Origin of the sequence: Pseudomonas sp. PSE1(2024), from assembly GCF_050990555.1 — a bacterium.
Classification (GTDB): domain Bacteria; phylum Pseudomonadota; class Gammaproteobacteria; order Pseudomonadales; family Pseudomonadaceae; genus Aquipseudomonas; species Aquipseudomonas aphyarum.
Map to the genome: position 1 here is coordinate 481805 of NZ_CP158967.1, position 16244 is coordinate 498048.

Annotated in this window: 17 protein-coding genes; all 17 read right to left on the reverse strand. The window is 64.4% G+C overall.

All coding sequences use genetic code 11. From position 1 onward, the window contains the following. Positions 1-9: 9 nt before the first annotated feature. Genes ABTV87_RS02130 through ABTV87_RS02210 form a run of 17 tightly spaced genes read right to left on the reverse strand, consistent with a single transcriptional unit; the run spans position 10 to position 16238 of the window. Positions 10-1245 carry a beta-ketoacyl-ACP synthase gene (locus tag ABTV87_RS02130; RefSeq protein ID WP_221533662.1) on the reverse strand — a complete coding sequence of 412 codons (1236 nt, stop codon included), beginning with the start codon at positions 1243-1245 and terminating at the stop codon, positions 10-12. After that, on the reverse strand, positions 1245-1973 hold the full coding sequence (locus tag ABTV87_RS02135; protein WP_258712769.1) for a 3-ketoacyl-ACP reductase FabG2: 729 nt from the start codon (positions 1971-1973) through the stop codon (positions 1245-1247). Before ABTV87_RS02135 ends, ABTV87_RS02130 begins: the two co-directional genes overlap by 1 nt. Beyond that, positions 1966-2445 (reverse strand): hotdog family protein, encoded by a 480-nt coding sequence (locus ABTV87_RS02140; RefSeq protein ID WP_007952360.1) that lies wholly within the window; start codon positions 2443-2445, stop codon positions 1966-1968. Before ABTV87_RS02140 ends, ABTV87_RS02135 begins: the two co-directional genes overlap by 8 nt. After that, positions 2442-3638: a beta-ketoacyl-[acyl-carrier-protein] synthase family protein gene (locus tag ABTV87_RS02145; protein WP_258712770.1), complete on the reverse strand. Its 1197-nt coding sequence runs from the start codon at positions 3636-3638 to the stop codon at positions 2442-2444. Before ABTV87_RS02145 ends, ABTV87_RS02140 begins: the two co-directional genes overlap by 4 nt. Then, complete coding sequence (locus ABTV87_RS02150) at positions 3635-4117, reverse strand: hypothetical protein (RefSeq protein ID WP_433898922.1); 483 nt, start codon at positions 4115-4117, stop codon at positions 3635-3637. Before ABTV87_RS02150 ends, ABTV87_RS02145 begins: the two co-directional genes overlap by 4 nt. Further along, entirely contained in the window at positions 4117-4842 is a 726-nt protein-coding gene (locus ABTV87_RS02155) for a class I SAM-dependent methyltransferase (protein WP_433898923.1), read from the reverse strand. The genes ABTV87_RS02150 and ABTV87_RS02155 overlap by 1 nt, the downstream gene beginning before the upstream one ends. Then, entirely contained in the window at positions 4839-6086 is a 1248-nt protein-coding gene (locus ABTV87_RS02160; protein WP_433898924.1) for an NAD(P)/FAD-dependent oxidoreductase, read from the reverse strand. The genes ABTV87_RS02155 and ABTV87_RS02160 overlap by 4 nt, the downstream gene beginning before the upstream one ends. Continuing rightward, positions 6073-7233 carry a sodium:proton antiporter gene (locus ABTV87_RS02165; RefSeq protein ID WP_258712771.1) on the reverse strand — a complete coding sequence of 387 codons (1161 nt, stop codon included), beginning with the start codon at positions 7231-7233 and terminating at the stop codon, positions 6073-6075. Before ABTV87_RS02165 ends, ABTV87_RS02160 begins: the two co-directional genes overlap by 14 nt. Continuing rightward, positions 7230-9569, reverse strand: coding sequence for an MMPL family transporter (locus ABTV87_RS02170; RefSeq protein ID WP_258712772.1), 2340 nt, complete (start codon positions 9567-9569; stop codon positions 7230-7232). The genes ABTV87_RS02165 and ABTV87_RS02170 overlap by 4 nt, the downstream gene beginning before the upstream one ends. Next, entirely contained in the window at positions 9553-10155 is a 603-nt protein-coding gene (locus ABTV87_RS02175) for an outer membrane lipoprotein carrier protein LolA (protein ID WP_258712773.1), read from the reverse strand. The genes ABTV87_RS02170 and ABTV87_RS02175 overlap by 17 nt, the downstream gene beginning before the upstream one ends. Then, positions 10152-10577 (reverse strand): acyl-CoA thioesterase, encoded by a 426-nt coding sequence (locus ABTV87_RS02180; RefSeq protein ID WP_085608436.1) that lies wholly within the window; start codon positions 10575-10577, stop codon positions 10152-10154. The genes ABTV87_RS02175 and ABTV87_RS02180 overlap by 4 nt, the downstream gene beginning before the upstream one ends. Next, on the reverse strand, positions 10570-12114 hold the full coding sequence (locus ABTV87_RS02185; RefSeq protein WP_163973891.1) for an HAL/PAL/TAL family ammonia-lyase: 1545 nt from the start codon (positions 12112-12114) through the stop codon (positions 10570-10572). Before ABTV87_RS02185 ends, ABTV87_RS02180 begins: the two co-directional genes overlap by 8 nt. After that, positions 12095-13042: a glycosyl transferase gene (locus tag ABTV87_RS02190; protein ID WP_433898925.1), complete on the reverse strand. Its 948-nt coding sequence runs from the start codon at positions 13040-13042 to the stop codon at positions 12095-12097. The genes ABTV87_RS02185 and ABTV87_RS02190 overlap by 20 nt, the downstream gene beginning before the upstream one ends. After that, positions 13039-13773, reverse strand: a complete 735-nt coding sequence (locus tag ABTV87_RS02195; RefSeq protein ID WP_258712776.1) for a glycosyltransferase family 2 protein — start codon at positions 13771-13773, stop codon at positions 13039-13041. The genes ABTV87_RS02190 and ABTV87_RS02195 overlap by 4 nt, the downstream gene beginning before the upstream one ends. Further along, positions 13766-15445, reverse strand: a complete 1680-nt coding sequence (locus ABTV87_RS02200; protein WP_258712777.1) for an acyl-CoA synthetase family protein — start codon at positions 15443-15445, stop codon at positions 13766-13768. The genes ABTV87_RS02195 and ABTV87_RS02200 overlap by 8 nt, the downstream gene beginning before the upstream one ends. After that, positions 15442-15987 (reverse strand): hypothetical protein, encoded by a 546-nt coding sequence (locus ABTV87_RS02205; RefSeq protein WP_085608440.1) that lies wholly within the window; start codon positions 15985-15987, stop codon positions 15442-15444. The genes ABTV87_RS02200 and ABTV87_RS02205 overlap by 4 nt, the downstream gene beginning before the upstream one ends. Then, positions 15984-16238, reverse strand: coding sequence for an acyl carrier protein (locus ABTV87_RS02210; protein ID WP_007947135.1), 255 nt, complete (start codon positions 16236-16238; stop codon positions 15984-15986). Before ABTV87_RS02210 ends, ABTV87_RS02205 begins: the two co-directional genes overlap by 4 nt. Positions 16239-16244 lie beyond the last annotated feature (6 nt).

Genomic DNA, 16244 nt, shown 5'->3' on the forward strand with positions numbered 1-16244 from the left:
TGACCTGGATTAATTCGGTTGGGGCCAGCGACGGAAAATCAGCGAGGTGTTGACCCCGCCGAAAGCGAAGTTGTTGTTCATCACGTATTCGTGGCTCATCTGGCGGAACTCGCCGCGCAGATAGTCGAGCTTGCCGCAGTGCGGATCGACCTCGTCGAGATTGAGCGTGTGCACGTACAGGTCGCGGTTGAGCATCTCGATGCTGAACCACGATTCCAGCGCCCCGCAGGCGCCGAGGGTGTGGCCCAGGAAGCTTTTTTGCGAGCTGATCGGCATGCGTTCTCCGAACAGGGCACTGGTTGCCAGGGTTTCGGCGACATCGCCCTGTTCGGTGGCGGTGCCGTGGCCGTTGACGTAGCCGATGACGTCCGGCGTGAGGCCTGCGTCTTCCAGTGCCAGTTCCATTGCCCGGCGCATGGTGACTTGCTCGGGGCGGGTGGTGTGCTGGCCGTCGGCGTTGCTGCCGAAACCAACGATTTCGGCGTGAATGTGCGCACCGCGTGCCAGGGCATGCTCCAGTTCTTCAAGCACCAGCATGCCGCCGCCCTCGCCGATCACCAGACCGTCGCGGCCCTTGTCGTACGGGCGTGGCGAGGTGTGCGGTGCATCATTTTTCAGGCTGGTGGCGTACAGCGCGTCGAACACCATCGCCTCGGTCGGGCACAGCTCTTCGGCGCCGCCGGCGAGCATCAGCGGCAGACGACCGAACTTGATCGCCTCGTAGGCGTAACCGATGCCCTGGCTGCCGCTGGTGCAGGCGCTGGAGGTCGGGATCAAGCGGCCGGTGAGGCCGAAGAAGATGCTGATGTTCGCCGCCGTGGTGTGCGGCATCATCCGCACATAGGAGTTGGCGTTGAGGCCCTCGGCCACCGAGTTGAGCAGCATGTTGCCGAACGCCTTGATCTCGTCGGTGCTGCCGGTGGACGAGCCACAGGCCACGCCCATGCGCCCGTCCTTGATCGATTCGTCGCCGAGCAGGCCGGCATCGGCCAGCGCTTTTTCCGCCGCGCCGACGGCCAGCCGCGAAACACGGCCCATGCTGCGTAGCTGTTTGCGGGTCCAGTGCGCCGGCACCTGGAAATCATCAATGGGCCCGGCCAGACGGGTGTTGAGCTCGCTGAAGCGATCCCACTCGTCCATCCGGCGAATGCCGCTGCGGTTGGCGGCGAAATTGCTGGCGATGGTCTCCCAGTCGCTGCCCAGCGAGGTGATGCCGGCCATGCCGGTGACGACGACGCGCTTCATCAGCACAAGCCTCCGTTGACCGCCAGCACCTGGCGGGTGATGTACGACGCTTCCGCCGACATCAGGAAATTCACCGCACCGGCCACCTCTTCAGGCGTGCCCATGCGTTGTGCGGGGATCATTTTCAGCAGTTCTTCCACCGGCACGTTTTCATCCAGCATCGCCGTGTCGATCAGGCCCGGCGCGACGCAGTTGACCGTGATCTTGCGCTTGGCCAGTTCGATCGCCAAGGCTTTCGCGGCGCCGATCACACCCGCTTTCGACGCGCTGTAATTGACCTGACCACGGTTGCCGATCAGCCCCGAGACCGAGGTGATGCAAACGATGCGACCAGCGGCGCGGCGGCGGATCATCGGCATCATCACCGGGTGCAGGACGTTGTAGAAACCGTCGAGGTTGGTGCGCAGCACCACGTCCCAGTCATCGTCGCTCAGGGCCGGAAAGGCGCCGTCGCGGGTCAGGCCGGCATTGAGCACCACGCCGTAGTAGGCGCCGTGGGCTTCAACGTCGGCTTCGAGGATGGCTTTGCAGGTTTCGCGGTCAGCCACGTCGAATTGCAGGATGCGCGCGGTGCGGCCGAGCGCTTCGACTTCGGCTTTCACTGCTTGCGCTTGCGTCATGCCGCTGCGGCAATGCAGGACGATATCGTGGCCGGCACTGGCCAGGCGCAGGGCAATGGCGCGGCCGATGCCACGGCTGGAGCCGGTGACCAGTATTGATTCAGTCATCGTTCGACTCCTTGTTTGTTTCGTTGCGGGATTGCTCTAGATAGTCCGCCGCGTGGGGCGGGCGGAACACGTTCAGCCGGGCGCTGGCCTCGATGCCGGGCGCGTTGATGTGGCATTCGAACACGCCCATGCCGTTGTCGTCTTCCAGCGAGCGCAGGCCATGGATGGTCAGTTCGCTGCCAACCGGAAAGGCCGCGACATTGCATTCGAACTTGCGTGTGCCGAGCAGAAAGCCCAGCTCCACCGGGTTGCCTTTTTGCCGCGCATGGCAGCCGGCGAACGCGGCGACGCTTTGCGCCATCAACTCGACGCCGACCCACGCCGGCAGGCTGCCGTCTGGCAGGCTGAACAGGCCGCCGGGCCGGACGGTGAGGGTGGTGTGGATCTGTTCGTCGTCAAAGCTCAGGATCCGGTCGATCAGGATCATGTCGCCAGCGTGGGGCAGCAGTTCGGCGAGCGGCCAGTGGGTCATGGGGCGTCTCCGATAATCAGGCTGACGTTATTGCCACCGAAGGCAAATGAGTTGCTCATCAGGTAGCGGGGTGCAATGGACGCCAGGCGTTCGCTTGCGGTCACCCACTTGAGCGGTGGAAGGTCCGTATCCGGCTGGCCATCCCAGACGTGCGGCGGCAAAGCGTGGTCAGGGTTGTCGGTACTCAGGCTCAACCAGCAGAACGCCGCTTCCAGTGCGCCGGCGGCGCCGAGGGTGTGGCCGGTCATCGGTTTGGTCGAGGAACACGGCACGCCTTCGGCAAACAGTGCGGCGACGGCCAGGCTTTCCATGGCGTCGTTGTGCTGGGTCGCGGTGCCGTGCAGGTTCAGGTAGCTGATGTCGCCGGCTTGCAGGTGGGCTTGATCGAGGGCTTTTTGCATCGATTGCAGTGCGCCACGGCCGCTCGGTTCCGGTGCGGAAATATGGTGCGCGTCGGAGCTGGCGCCAGCGCCGAGCAGGGCGATGCCCGGCCCTGCGCCGCGTGCTTTGCTCATCACGAACAGCACCGCCGCTTCGCCGATGTTGATGCCGTTGCGGTTGGCGGAAAACGGATTACAGCGCTCGTCGGACACCGCTTCCAGCGCACTGAAACCGTTGAGGGTCAGTTTGCACAGGCTGTCGACACCGCCGCACAGCACGGCGTCGCACAGGCCTAGATCGAGCAGGCGTCGGGCGCTCATCAGCGCGCGTGCGCTGGAGGTGCAGGCGGTGGAAATCACATAGGTCGGGCCGCTCAGTTGCAGCCAGTCGGCGAGGAAATTCGCCGGGGCGCCGAGTTCCTGTTGCCGGTAGTCGTAATCGGTCGGGAACTGGTGGTCGCGAATGTAGTGCGCCAGGCCGCGACTGGCCTCGTCGATACCGGAAGTGCTGGTGCCGAGTACCACGCCGATGCGCTCGCGCCCGTACGTCTGGATCGCCTGCTCGATGTCATCGCGAATCTGCAACGCGGCTTCCAGCAACAGTTGATTGTTGCGGCTGCGCTGGTCGGCCAGCGCCTCGGGAATCGGCGCCAGATCACCGTGCACGGCGGCCACCGGCAGTTCGCGCTCCGGCACCCAGCCGGACTCGCGGCGCATGCCCGAGCAGTCGCCGGCAAACAGGTTGCGTGCCACGGCTTGCTTGTCGCGCCCCAGGGCGCAGATCACGCCGAGGGCATTGAGATAGGCGGTCATGACGTCGGTTCACCGAGTGGCGTTACGCGATAGTGCGGGCCTTGTGACAGGTTCAATTCGAAGCTCAAGGGTTGGGTGTAACGAATGTCCCAACGCGTCGGCAGGGAACGTTGGTTGCCCTGTTGCTGCGCGTCGGGGTAGTTGCGCGACAGCTCGCCCGCCGGGGTCAGGGCGAACAGCAGCGCGGCGAACAGCTCCCGGGCTTCCGGGTTGGGCGGCAGCAGGCCGTCGGCCTGCCAGTGCCCGTCGATCAACTGCTGGCGCGCCTGGGGAATGCCCAGCGGATCCATCATCGACCAGCGGATGCCGGGGCCTTCGCGCTGGATCACCAGCAACCAGTCTTGCTGTTGCCCGGCCAGGTGACGCTCGATATGCAGTTGCATCGGCAGCGGCAGGCTCGGGTTGCCGGCCGGCAGCGGCGCCTGACTGGCGCAGGCACCGAGCAGCAAGACGCAGGCGAGCAGCAGAACACGCAACATCAGACAGCCTCGTTCAAGGGTTTGCGGGCCACCACGTTGACCAGGGTTTCTTCCCGCTGGCCGAATGGTTTTGGTTTGTGCAATCCAAAACGCTCGAGCAGGCCGAAATCCTTCGACCGGCTCCACCACAGGTACGGGTACGAAACGTTCTGTTCGCCGAACTCGAAACCCTGCTGGCGAATCATCTCCAGGTACTGCGCCGCGCTCTTTTGCACGTGCATCGGATGACGGAACAGCCAGCGAATCACCCACGTATCAATGTAAGCCTCGGTGGACTCGGCGAACAGCAGATAACCACCGGGTTTGAGCACCCGATAGAACTCGGCGAGGGCTTTTTCCTGCTCCACCAGATGATGGAAGGTCTGGTGACAGAACAGCAGATCGACGCTGGCGTCCGGCACATTGAGCGTCGCGCAGTCGCTGCCGATCAGATCGACGTCGAAGCCCAGACGCGCGGCCTCGGCGGCGCTCAATTCCAGGCTGTGCGGATCGGCATCGACGCCGATCAGGCGCTGTGGCGCGAAGGTCTGGCGCAGGTGACCGAACGACTTGCCTTGGCCGCAACCAGCGTCCAGCAGCACCGGGTTGGCCGGCAACGATTCGCTGAACAGTCCGCGCAGATCGTTGATCGCCACGCGCAGCACATGGTGCTGCCAGGTGTGGCTGCGCAGGAACCAGAAGCCGAAGCGGGTTTCCTCGACGTAGTTGTCGCTCAGATAATTCATGTGTCGTCCCTTGCACAGAGTTCGGAGATCGTTTTCAGCCGACGGCGCGCTTCACTGACGAACGGGTTGCGTTCGTCCCAGGCGTAGCCGGCGAGGATCGAGCAGATCATGCGGCGGATTTCCGGGGAGCCTTGCTCGTGGAAAATCACGTCCTGGAAAGTGCCGGCGTACCAGCCTTCGACGTAGCAGCGGAAAGTGTCGACCCCGCGTTTCAGCGGCTCGGCGAACTCTCGCTGCCAGTCCACCGTTTCGCCCTGCAACTGCCGGTGCAGCACAGCGGCGGCCATGCTCGCGGAACGCATGGCAATGGTCACGCCGGAGGAGAACACCGGGTCGAGAAATTCCGCCGCGTTGCCCAGCAGCGCAAAGCCCGGGCCGTGCAGGGTTTTGACGTTCGCCGCATAGCCGCCGAGAGTGCGCGCCGGGGTGTCCCACACGGCGTTGTTCAGCACCTTGGCCAGGCTCGGGGTTTCGGCGATGAACCCGCGCAGGCAGGCGTCGAGGTCGGTATCGCGGCCCGCGAAATGTTCAGCGGCAGCCACCACGCCGACGGAGCAGCGACCGTTGCTGAACGGGATCGACCAGAACCAGATATCGCGGTGCTGCGGGTGAGTGGTGATGAGGATCTTCTCGCGGTCGAAACCGGGGTGATCGATATGGTCTTCAACGTGGGTGAAAACGGCCTGGCGAACCGGGAAGTTCGATGGTGCTTCCAAGTCGAGCAGACGCGACAGCACGCGGCCGTAACCGCTGGCATCGAGGACAAAGCCAGCTTCGACGCGGTACTCGCTGCCGTCTTCGCGGCGCACATTCAGCTGCGGTCGCGGGCGTTCGAAATCGACGCTGACAATCGCGTCGCCGTAGCGGATTTCCGCGCCCTGCAACGCCGCCTGATCGGCCAGCAACTTGTCGAAGTCGGCGCGTTGCACCTGTAGGGTCGTGGGCTTGCCGGCGGTGAAGGTGTCACCAAAATCGAAGGCGCTGTAGCGCTCGCCCCAGGCGAACGCCGCACCGTTCTTGCGCTGGAACCCGGCGGCATTTACCGCTTCGAGCATGCCGGCTTCTTCGACGAAATCCAGGCAATGGCAGAGCAGGCTTTCACCGATGGAGAACCTCGGGAAATGCTGGCGCTCGATCACCAGCACGTCGTGCCCCTTGCGCTTGAGCAGTGCGGCGGCAATGGCGCCGGAGGGGCCCGCGCCGATGATCACGACCTGACGGGATTCCATTTCAACGATTGGCACGCGAGCTCCTGGGTACGGCAATAGGGTTCAGTGACGCCCGGTGCAGGCCGATGAAGGCCGGCAACAGCGTCGCGATCAGACCCATCAGCATTAGCGCAAAGTACAGCGCCGGACTGATGAGCTGTTGTTGCAACAGCAGGTTGAGAAAAACGATTTCGCTCAAGCCGCGAATGTTCAGCAGCACGCTTTCGCGCCAGCGACTGGCGCCTGCGAACGACGCGCCGGCCCAGCCGAGGCCGAGCCAGTTGCCCAGGATTTTGCTGGCGATCGGCAACAGCAGCAGCGCCGCCCATTGCACGGCGCCGAGGCTGGCGAGGGCGCTGTGTACGTCGATCTGGACGATGCCGAAAGTGAGGATCAGCGGAATCGCGACCCAGGTCTGCAAGCGGTTCATCCAGTGCGCCGGCAGCGGCAATACCAGCGGCACCTTGAGCGCGGCCATGCACAGCAGATAACCGATGCCGAAAATCAGTGCGTTGAGTTTGTAGTGTTCGGCCAGCACCAATAGCGCAAAAAAACCAAGGCTGTAGGTCAATGGCCGGCGGATGCCGAATACCCGCAGCAGCACCGGTACGCAGGCCATTCCCAGCGGTAGCAGCAGACTGCTCAGGTGCAGGCTGCCCTGGGCGAGGCCGAACAGCGTCCAGCAGGTCAGGTCGATCAGGATCGCGGTCTGCACCAGACGCCGGGTGGCGGCGGGCGGGTAATCGATGTGGCGCAGGTACAGGTACAACACCGGAATCGCGGTGATGGCGAACACCAGACCGATCGCCAGCGAGTTGATCCACGGCTGCGCCGGCAACAGCCAGTACGCCGTCGCGAGGCCGCAGGTGAACGGCACGGCGAAACTCGGCAGGGCGATCTTCACGCTCTGGCGGTCCAGGCGCAGGTCGATCACGTCGCTGAGGATGTGCCCCAGCAGCAGGGCGAAGCTCAGGCTGTAGAGGTTTTTCAGCCAGCCCGGCGCGATCAGTTCGGCGCCGTTGAGTTGCCAGCCCGGTTCGATCCAGAAGTACATCAACAGCGGCAGGCCGAAGCTTGCCAGCAGCAATTGGCTGACGATCGGGATCAACCCGAAGTGCCGGCCGACCCGGGTGGCGACGAAGAACAGCGACAGGGCCATCAGCCAGAAAATCACCACCATCATGCTGAAGGCTCCGTGACTGCAACCGCGTGGGCCTGACGCCCGGCCCACGGCGCGAGCATGAAGCTAAAGGCCAGACCGAGGCTCACCGACAGGCCGAAGTTACTCACCGCCGGCGTGCTCGACACCGCCAGCAGCCCGAACGACAGCCAGGTGGTGGCGGCCGCGAGCAAGGTGCCAAGCAGGCTCACGGCCGCACCGCCGACCTGCTCGCGCATGAGGATCGCGTAGTCGACGCTGATCGCCGTCACCAGCAGCAGGCCGAACAGGCTGAACAGGGTCAGCGGCTGACCGAGCCAGCCCAGGCTGGCGACGCTGCACAGCGCAGCGAGCAGCGGCAGGGCGACGATCCGCAGCGCGCCGCCGAGGCCGAACGGCAGCATCAGCACCAGCACGATCAATACGCAGGACGCGAGTTTCAGTTCAGCAGCGCTGATCTGGGTCTGGGCGAACACCTTGTTCAGATCGCCAAGCCGGTCCACCAGCATCACGCCGGGCAGGTCCAGCGCCTGCACCCGCAACAGCGACGGATTGTTCAGGCCTTGCAGGCTGACCATCGCTGCCACGCCGTCCTCGGTCGGCCCCAGCCACAACGTGCGGTAGGGCTCGCCGAGCGGACCGGCCAGTGCTGCATCGATGTCTTCGGCGGGCAGTTCCTGTAACTGTTTCAGCTCGGTTTGCAGCGCCGCCAGCGGCACGCCGACCTCCAGCAACGGCTGCCAGAACTGCGGCAACTTGCTCAGCGCCTCACGCACTTGTTGCTGCTGAGCCGGCGGGCTGACCAGTTGATTGAGCGCCAGATAACCCTGCAACTTGTCGAGGTTGACCAGTTGATCCAGCCGCTCGCTCAGGGCCGCTTGCCGTTCCAGCAATTGCTGCTGATCGGCGGCGCGCACCAGGAAGAACTGGCTGGTCGGCTGGTAGCCGGTAATCCGCGCAATGGTCTGCGCCTCATCGGTCAGACGTTGCGGCGCGCCGACCCACTGGCGAATGTCGTTCTTGCTCTCCAGTTGCAGCAGGCCACCGACGCAGAAGGCGATCAGCAGGGCCAGCAACACCGGCGTCCTGACGTGCTCGAGCAGGGTTTCCCGCAACCGCACCAGACGCTCGGCCAGTTGCAGCGGCCATTGCGCCGGGCGCAGTTCGACGTTTTTCAGCAGCGCCGGCAGCAGGCACACCGCCGACAGGTAGGCGCCGAGCAAACCGGCGGCGGAGAACACCGCGATCTGGGTCAGCGCCGGGAAGGGCGTCCAGGCCAGTGCCAGGTAACCGATGGCGCTGGTGATCAGGCTCAACGTCAGCCCGGACAGGGTCAGGCGCAACGCCGGCCAGCTGTGCCACGGCTTGAGGCTCCAGCTCTTGGACAGGTAGTGCAGCGGGTAATCCACCGCCACGCCGATCAGGCTGGAGCCGAGCACCAGCGTCATCACGTGCATGTGCCCGAACAGCGCAACACAGGCCACCGCACCGAACAGCATGCCGACCAGCACCGGAATGAACGCCAGCAGCACCCGCCAGCGGCGGAAGGCGAGCAGCAACAGCAACAGGATGCCGATGGTGGCGCCGCCGCCGACCCAGGTCATTTCCCGGGTCGCCTGCTGCTGACCGTTGGCGGCGTACAGCAGGCCGCTGGCGGCCAGCAGTTGTACGTCGGCGCGAGCCGCTTGTTCACGGCTGTGTTGCAACAGGGCGGCGACTTGCAGCGGTTGATTCATGTCGAAGGCGCTGCCGGTAGTGCGTGCGCGCAGCAGCACCCAGCTTTTGCCGTCGGCATCGGCGATCAACGCGCCACTGCCGATGTCCAGTTGCACCGCGCCATGTTGCGGCTGGCTGTTCTGGATGCGCCCGGTCAGACCCAGCCAGTCGTCCTGGCTCGGCACCAGACTGAACCCGGTGAACGGGTCGAACAGTGCCTGCACCCGTTGCTGGATAAAGGCGTCGGGATGTTCGCTCAGCAGTTGCCGGTCATCCGCCGAGAGCATCGCCAGCCGCCCTTGCAGCAACTGCGTGCGCAGGGCCGGCAGGTCCGCTTGCAGGTTCCACTGGACTTTTTCGAACAACCCGCTGGCCTGCCATTGCTCGCCCAGGGTCTGGGCCATGGCGACGGCTTGCTGGCGATCGGCGTGACCGATCAGCACCAGGATGTCGCGGTTGAGCGGTTCCTGCATGCGTTGTTCGGCGCGCAGTTCGAGGGCGTCCGGATGGGTGCCGGGCACCAGTTCCATCAGGTTGGCCGACAGCGGCGCGCCGTCGCGCCACTGCCAGGCGCCCAGTGCGACGACGGCCAGCAGCAGGATCAGGAACAGCCAGGGCAGCCTGCGTTCACTCGGCAAAGTCATGTTGCTCCGCGTCGCTCAGAGGTTGGCCGGCGGTGCTGTCCTGCATGCGCAACACGGTGCTGTCGCCCTGGGTTTCCAGCAGTTCGATGGTGTTCACCAAGGTGCCGCCGCTGATGTTGATCTGATTGAACACCTGCTTGAGCAGCACCGAGCGCGGGGTCAGGGTCAGTTGCCATTTCTGCGCATCGCCGCTCAGGGCCAGTTCGAAATCCCGTTGCAGACCGCTGCTGTCGCCTTGCAGTACGGCGAGGAACAAACGGTTCTGCTCGGCCCCGGCGCTCTTGTTCGGCAGCAGTTGCCAGCCGGTGGCATCACGTCGGGCGATGCCCTTGGCGCTAATGCGGTAATCCTGTTGCAGCGGGGTTTTCAGCAGCCACAGCAGGCCGTGGTTTTTCGCCAGCACGAAGCTGCCCTTGCTGATCAGCGGCTGGGGCAGGGCGCGCAGGTGTTTTTCCTGGGTGAACTGGCCGTGGATCACGTCCGGTTTCGCCAGTTGCTCGCTCAACTGTTGCAGGTCGAAGGCGTTGGCCAGCGACGACAGCGTCAGCAGCGCCAGGGCCCCAAGGGATTTCAACAGCACATTCATCGCAGCATCCTTTCCACGGCATCGGTGAAGACTTTCGGCGAGGCCAGTTGCATCTCGCGGCTGCTCATCTCGACGGCGACCTGTACCGAGCTCGCGCGGGTCAGGCGCTCGCCGGTCTGGGCGTCGGTGATCAGGTAGTTAATCTTCAGCCGGTTTTCCCACTCCACCAGACTGGCGCGCACGTTCAGCCGCTGGCCGAACACCGCGCCGCGCACGTAGCGCAGTTGCAGGTCGATCACCGGCCACGCATAGCCCGAGTCGACCATCTGGTTGTAGTTGTGGCCGATCTTGTCGAGCAATGCGCAACGTGCCACTTCCAGGTATTTCACGTAATGGCCGTGCCAGACGACGTGCATGGTGTCGACGTCAAAAAACGGCACGAGGATTTCCGTATCGGCGTGAAGCACTCCGGCACTACGCATGCAGCCTCCAGTGTTGTTCGGCGATGCGTTGCAGACACAGGCGCAGTTCGCCTTCCAAGGCGCGGTCTTCGATCACCGGCGGGAAGTCCTGGGCCAGTTGTTCGTGCATGGCGGCCAGCGACGGTGGCAGCGGACGCGCGTCTGCATCGCGACCGCGCAGCCACACGCCCTGATTGGCCGCGAGCAACGTGGCGGCGGCGACCTGTTCGGTCAGCTCCAGCACCCGAATGGCGTCGCGAGCGGCGATGGTGCCCATGCTCACCTTGTCCTGGTTGTGGCACTCGGTGGAGCGCGAGAACACGCTGGCCGGCATGGTGTTTTTCAACGCTTCGGCGGTCCAGGCACTGGCGCCGATCTGCACGGCCTTGAAGCCGTGGTTGAGCATCGCGCGGTCGGCGCTGGCGCCCGACAGGTTGCTCGGCAAACCGTGGTTGTAACGCTCGTCCACCAGTAGCGCGAGTTGTCGGTCGAGCAGGTCGGCGACGTTGGCCACGAGGTTTTTCAGGCTGTCCATGGCGAACGCGATGTGTCCGCCGTAGAAGTGCCCACCGTGCAGCACGCGCTCGGCTTCGGCGTCGATGATCGGGTTGTCGTTGGCGCTGTTGAGTTCGGTCTCGATGAACGAGCGCAGCCAGTTCAGGCTGTCGGCCAGCACGCCGAGCACATGCGGTGCACAGCGTAGCGAGTAACGATCCTGCAAGCGGTGCAGCGGCGCGGTCGGCGCGTCGATCGCCAGATCCTTGCGCAGCCACGCGGCAACCTGCATCTGACCCGGATGCGGCTTGGCGGCGAACAGGCGCTCGTCGAAGTGTTCCGGATTGCCTTGCAGCGCCACCACGTTCAGCGCGGTGATGCGGGTGGCCAGTTGCAGCAGGTAATCGGCGCGGGCGTAAGCCAGGCAGGCCAGACCGGTCATCACGGCGGTGCCGTTCATCAATGCCAGCGCTTCTTTCGGGCGCAGCACCAAAGGCGTCCAACCCAGTTCGCGGTGCACATCGGCAGCCTGGCGGCGTTCGCCACGGAACATCACTTCACGCTCGCCGGACAGGGTTGCGGCGACGTAGGACAGCGGCGTCAGATCGCCGCTGGCGCCTACCGAACCCTCTTCAGGAATCAGCGGCAAAATGTCGTGTTCAAGGAAGGCATGCAGGCGTTCAAGCAACTCGATGCGCACCCCGGACACGCCGTGGCACAGCGACTGCAAACGCGCCGCCAGCACTGCACGGGTGGCCTGAGCGTCGAGCAGTTTGCCCAGCCCGCAGCCGTGGAAGGTGTAGAGATGACGCGGCAGCGCCTCGACGTGATGCAACGGCACCGCGACCACGCAGGAATCGCCGTAACCGGTGGTCACGCCGTAGATCACGCCTTCCTTGTCCAGCAGCGAATCGAGGAACCGCGCGCCCTTGGCGATGCGTTCGCGATAAGGCGCGTCGCTCTGCAACTGCACGGGCGCCTGACGGTTGGCCAGGGCCAGCACGTCTTCGATGCGCAAAGGGCGTTCGCCGAAGGTGACCGGCTCAGGAGTTGGCGTTGTCATCGGTTTTCCAGAATGGGTAAAAGTTGAACCATTGGCACGGTGCTTCGAGGCAATAGTGACTCAGGCGTTGCGCGTAGCGGGTGGCCCACTGATGAATGACCTGTTCGCGCTCGCGGCGTGACCACACGACGGCGTCGGCGAACGGTTCGAGGGTCAGGCGGTAGTGTCCGTCTGGTTGCTTGAGGCACATCAGCAGGTTGACCGGGCATTTAAGCAGGCCGGCCAGCAGCCACGGCCCTTGCGGGAACGGCGCCGGGTGGCCGAGAAAGTCCACGGTCACGCTGCGCCCGCCATGCAGCGGCACGCGGTCGCCGGCAATCGCCAGCCACTCGCCGCGCTCCAGGCGTTCGTGCAGTTGCAGCATGATCACCGGGTCCAGTTCGCTGACCTGGATCAGACGCAGGTTGGTCGCCCCGGCCTCGCCCAGCAGGCGATTGAACTGCTCGGCGTGCTTGGTGTGCACCAGCACGTTCATCGTGACTTTTTCGCCCAGCTCCGCCAGCGCCCGGCACACTTCGAGGTTGCCCAGGTGCGCGCCCACCAGCATTTGCCCGCGACTGCCGCGCAACTGATTGCGCAGCAGCGCCGGGTCGATGATTTCGATCTGCTCGATCTTCAGCTTGCCGTTCCACACGTCGAGCTTGTCGAGCAGCGAATCGGCGAATGCCATGAACTGGCGGAACACCCGCCACCGGGTCGGGCGCAATTCGTGGCGACCGCTCCAGTCGGCGAGGCGCTGTTGATACTGCCAGGCACTGCGCCGGGCGGTGCGGCCGAACAGGAAAAAGTACAGAACGATGCCGTACAGCAACGGACTCAGCAGGCGTCGGCCAAGGACTTTGGCGGCGAACGCGGTGAATTTCATCAGCAGGAAACTGCCGCGCTCTTCGCGGTCGGCCCAGTGCTTCTTGTCGGTCTCGATAGTCATGCGCGCCACCGTCGCCAGAGGATTGCGGGCAGACGCAGCAACATGCCGAAGAACAGGCGCGTGTGCATGCTCGAAATCAGTACGTTGTCGTGGAACAGGCGAAAGTGCGACACGCCGTCCAGCGGGTAATGCACGCTGGTCTGCAACCAGCGCATCGGCTGATTGCGCCATGACAGGCGCACCAGAATGTCCGAGTCGAAATCCATGCGCTTGCCGATCCGCGCCGAGTCGATCACGCCCAGCGTCGGTTCCAGCGGATACACCCGGAAGCCGCACATCGAATCGCGAATCTGCAGCGACAAGGTGTTGATCCACACCATCACGTGGGTCAGATAACGCGCATACAAACGGCCCTTGGGCACGCTGGCGTCGTACAGCGGATAGCCGCAGACCAGCGACTTGGGGTGAGCGCGGGATTCCTCGATGAAACGCGCGACATCCTGCAAGTCGTGCTGACCGTCGGCGTCGACCTGCAAGGCATGGCTGAAGCCCAGTCGCGCCGCTTCACGCAGACCGGTCATCACCGCGCCGCCCTTGCCCTGATTGGCAGTGAGGCGCACCAGATACACCCGCTCGCGCTCGGCCAGCGCGTCGAGCACCGCCGCGCAGGATTTGCTGCTGGCATCGTCCACCAGAATGCACGGCAGATCCTGGGCGAGCAGGGCGTCGACCACCGTGCCGATGGCGGTTTCGTGGTTGTAGACCGGGATCACGGCGCAAGGATTATGCATCGCCAACTCCCAGCAGAATCCGCCCGCTGGAGCAGGTCGCGGTGTCGTTGCGGTAGGCGAAATACAACTTGCCGCGCTCCGGGTCGAAGCGCAGGTGCAACTGGATTTCATCGCCGGGGCGCACCAGTTGCTGGAATTTCAGCACTTCCATGCCGGCGAACGCGCCGGGCAGGTTCAGCAGTTGCCGACCCAGGTTCAGCGCCCATTCGACCTGCACCACGCCCGGCAGTACCGGGGCCTTGGGGAAGTGGCCGCTGAAGTAGGCCAGATCCGGCGGAACGCTCAATTGCAGGTTCCATTCGCCCTCGGTTTCAGCCTGCTCCAGAATCTCCGGTGCTTTGGGCCGTGGCGCCAACAGCAAGGCTTCGACGTCGGCTTGAGGCAACTTGCCCTGCGAGGTCAGCGGCAACTGTCGCAGCAGACGCCAGCGGCGAGGCAGGGCGAGGGCCTCGCAATGGTCGCCGAGATGACGGCGCAGGGTTTCGGTCAGGCTACGCCGACCGTGTTCGCGCAGGGCAAACAGGCCGGATTCGCTGAGCACCAGCAGCGCGCCGAGGGACGCGCGGTTTTCCTGCACCACGCCCAGACGCGCTTCGGCGACCCAGTCGTGGGCCACCAGCGCCTGTTCTAGCATCGGCAGAGAGATACGTTTTTCTTCGAGTTTGACGATCCGGTCGAGCCGCCCGAGCAATTCAAAGCGGCCATCGGCCTGAATGCGCGCCGCATCGGCGGTGTGTTCGACATGCCCGGCGGGCAGGTAAGGCGAAGCGATCAGCAAGGCCCCGTCGCTGTCCTGGCTCAACTCGACGCCGGAAAACGGTTGCCACAACGATTCGCCCTGACGCCAGGCGATGCCGCCGGTTTCCGAGCTGCCGAGGATTTCCGTCGGCCACTGTCCCAGGCGTTGATGCAGGCTTTGTGCGGCGTCAGCCGGCAGTGCGCCACCGGACGAAAACACCCGGCGCACGACGCTCAGGGCTGGCCAGTCGAGGTTGTCGCCCATGCGTTTGAGCAGCGCCGGACTGGCGACCCAGGCGAAGGCCGGGTGCTCGCGGCTGGCGCGTTGCAGGTCTTCCGGGAAGGCCAGTTGTTTGCGCAGGAACGGGCGCCCGGCGCACATCGGCCACAGCACGCGGAACAGCAAGCCGTAGATGTGCTGGGTGGCGACGCTGCCAAGAATGCAGGCCTCACCGAGATCCGCGCCCCACAGTTGCTCAAGGGCTTCGACTTCGTTGGCCAGTTGGCGCAGGGATTTGTCGATGCGCTTGGGCTCGCCGCTGGAGCCGGAGGTGCACAGGCTCAAGCGGCACTGGTCGAGATCCAGTTCGGCAGCGGGCAGGGGAGGTTGCAGCACATCGCTCAGGCGGGCGTCATCGGCCTGATCGGTCAGCCACAGATCGACGTCGTTCGACCAGCGCTGGCGGGTCTGCGCTTGCAGATCCGAAGGCAGCAATACGCTGACGCCCGCGCGCCAGGCGCCGAGCAGGGCGACGGCCAGGTCGGCGGCATCTTCCAGATGCACCGCCAGACGTTGTACGCCGCGCGCTTGCAGACCTGCCGCCAGACTCAGGGCCTGTTCGCGCAGGTTTGCGTGATCGAGTGCCGGCACGACGGTGATTGCGCGCTGCGGCAGATCCTTGAGCAACAGCTGCTCAAGTTTTATCCAGTTCATGGGCGACCTCTTACCCGTTGTCGTATCAGCCATTCAATGGCAAACATCAGGCCGATCAATCCGTAGGAGATCAGGCCGGTGTACAACATCCACCAGTTCAGCGGCGCCCACAGTGTCAGCAGGGCGGCGCACAAACCGTTGCAAAAGAAAAACACGCTCCAGGCCACGGTGACCTGGCGGGTGTAACGAATCGCCTTGGGCGGCAGTTGCGGTTCACGCAGGCGAGCCAGACGCTCGACCATCGGCGGGCCGTATTTCAGGCTCAGGCTGAACAGCACCAGCATGAAGCCGCTGATCAGCACCGGGTACCAACGCAACAGCAAAGTGCTGTCGAACACCGCCAGCAGCAGGCAGAACACGATCGCCACGCAGGCCATCCACAAACTGCCGGGCTTGCGTTCGCCGGTCAGCGCCCGGGCCAGCCACAGGCCGCCCAGCAGCAGGCCGAACTGCCATGGTGCGAAATGCTCCATGCCGAAATACACCGCAAAGGGATACAGCAGGCCTGCCAGCAGCAGGCCGAGGCCGATCAGTCGGCTCATGCGGCCGGTTGAACCAGACGGTAGACCGCCTCGACCACGTCACTGACGGTGCGTACCGACTTGAATTCCTCGGCGGCGATTTTCTTGCCGGTCTGGCGTTTGATGTGATCGATCAGGTCGACGGCGTCGATGCTGTCGATTTCCAGATCCTGATACAGGTTGGATTCCAGGCTCACGCGAGCCGGGTCCAGTTCGAACAGCTCGACCAGGGCATCGCGCAGGGTGTTGAAGATGTCGTCACGAGTTTGCATGGTCCG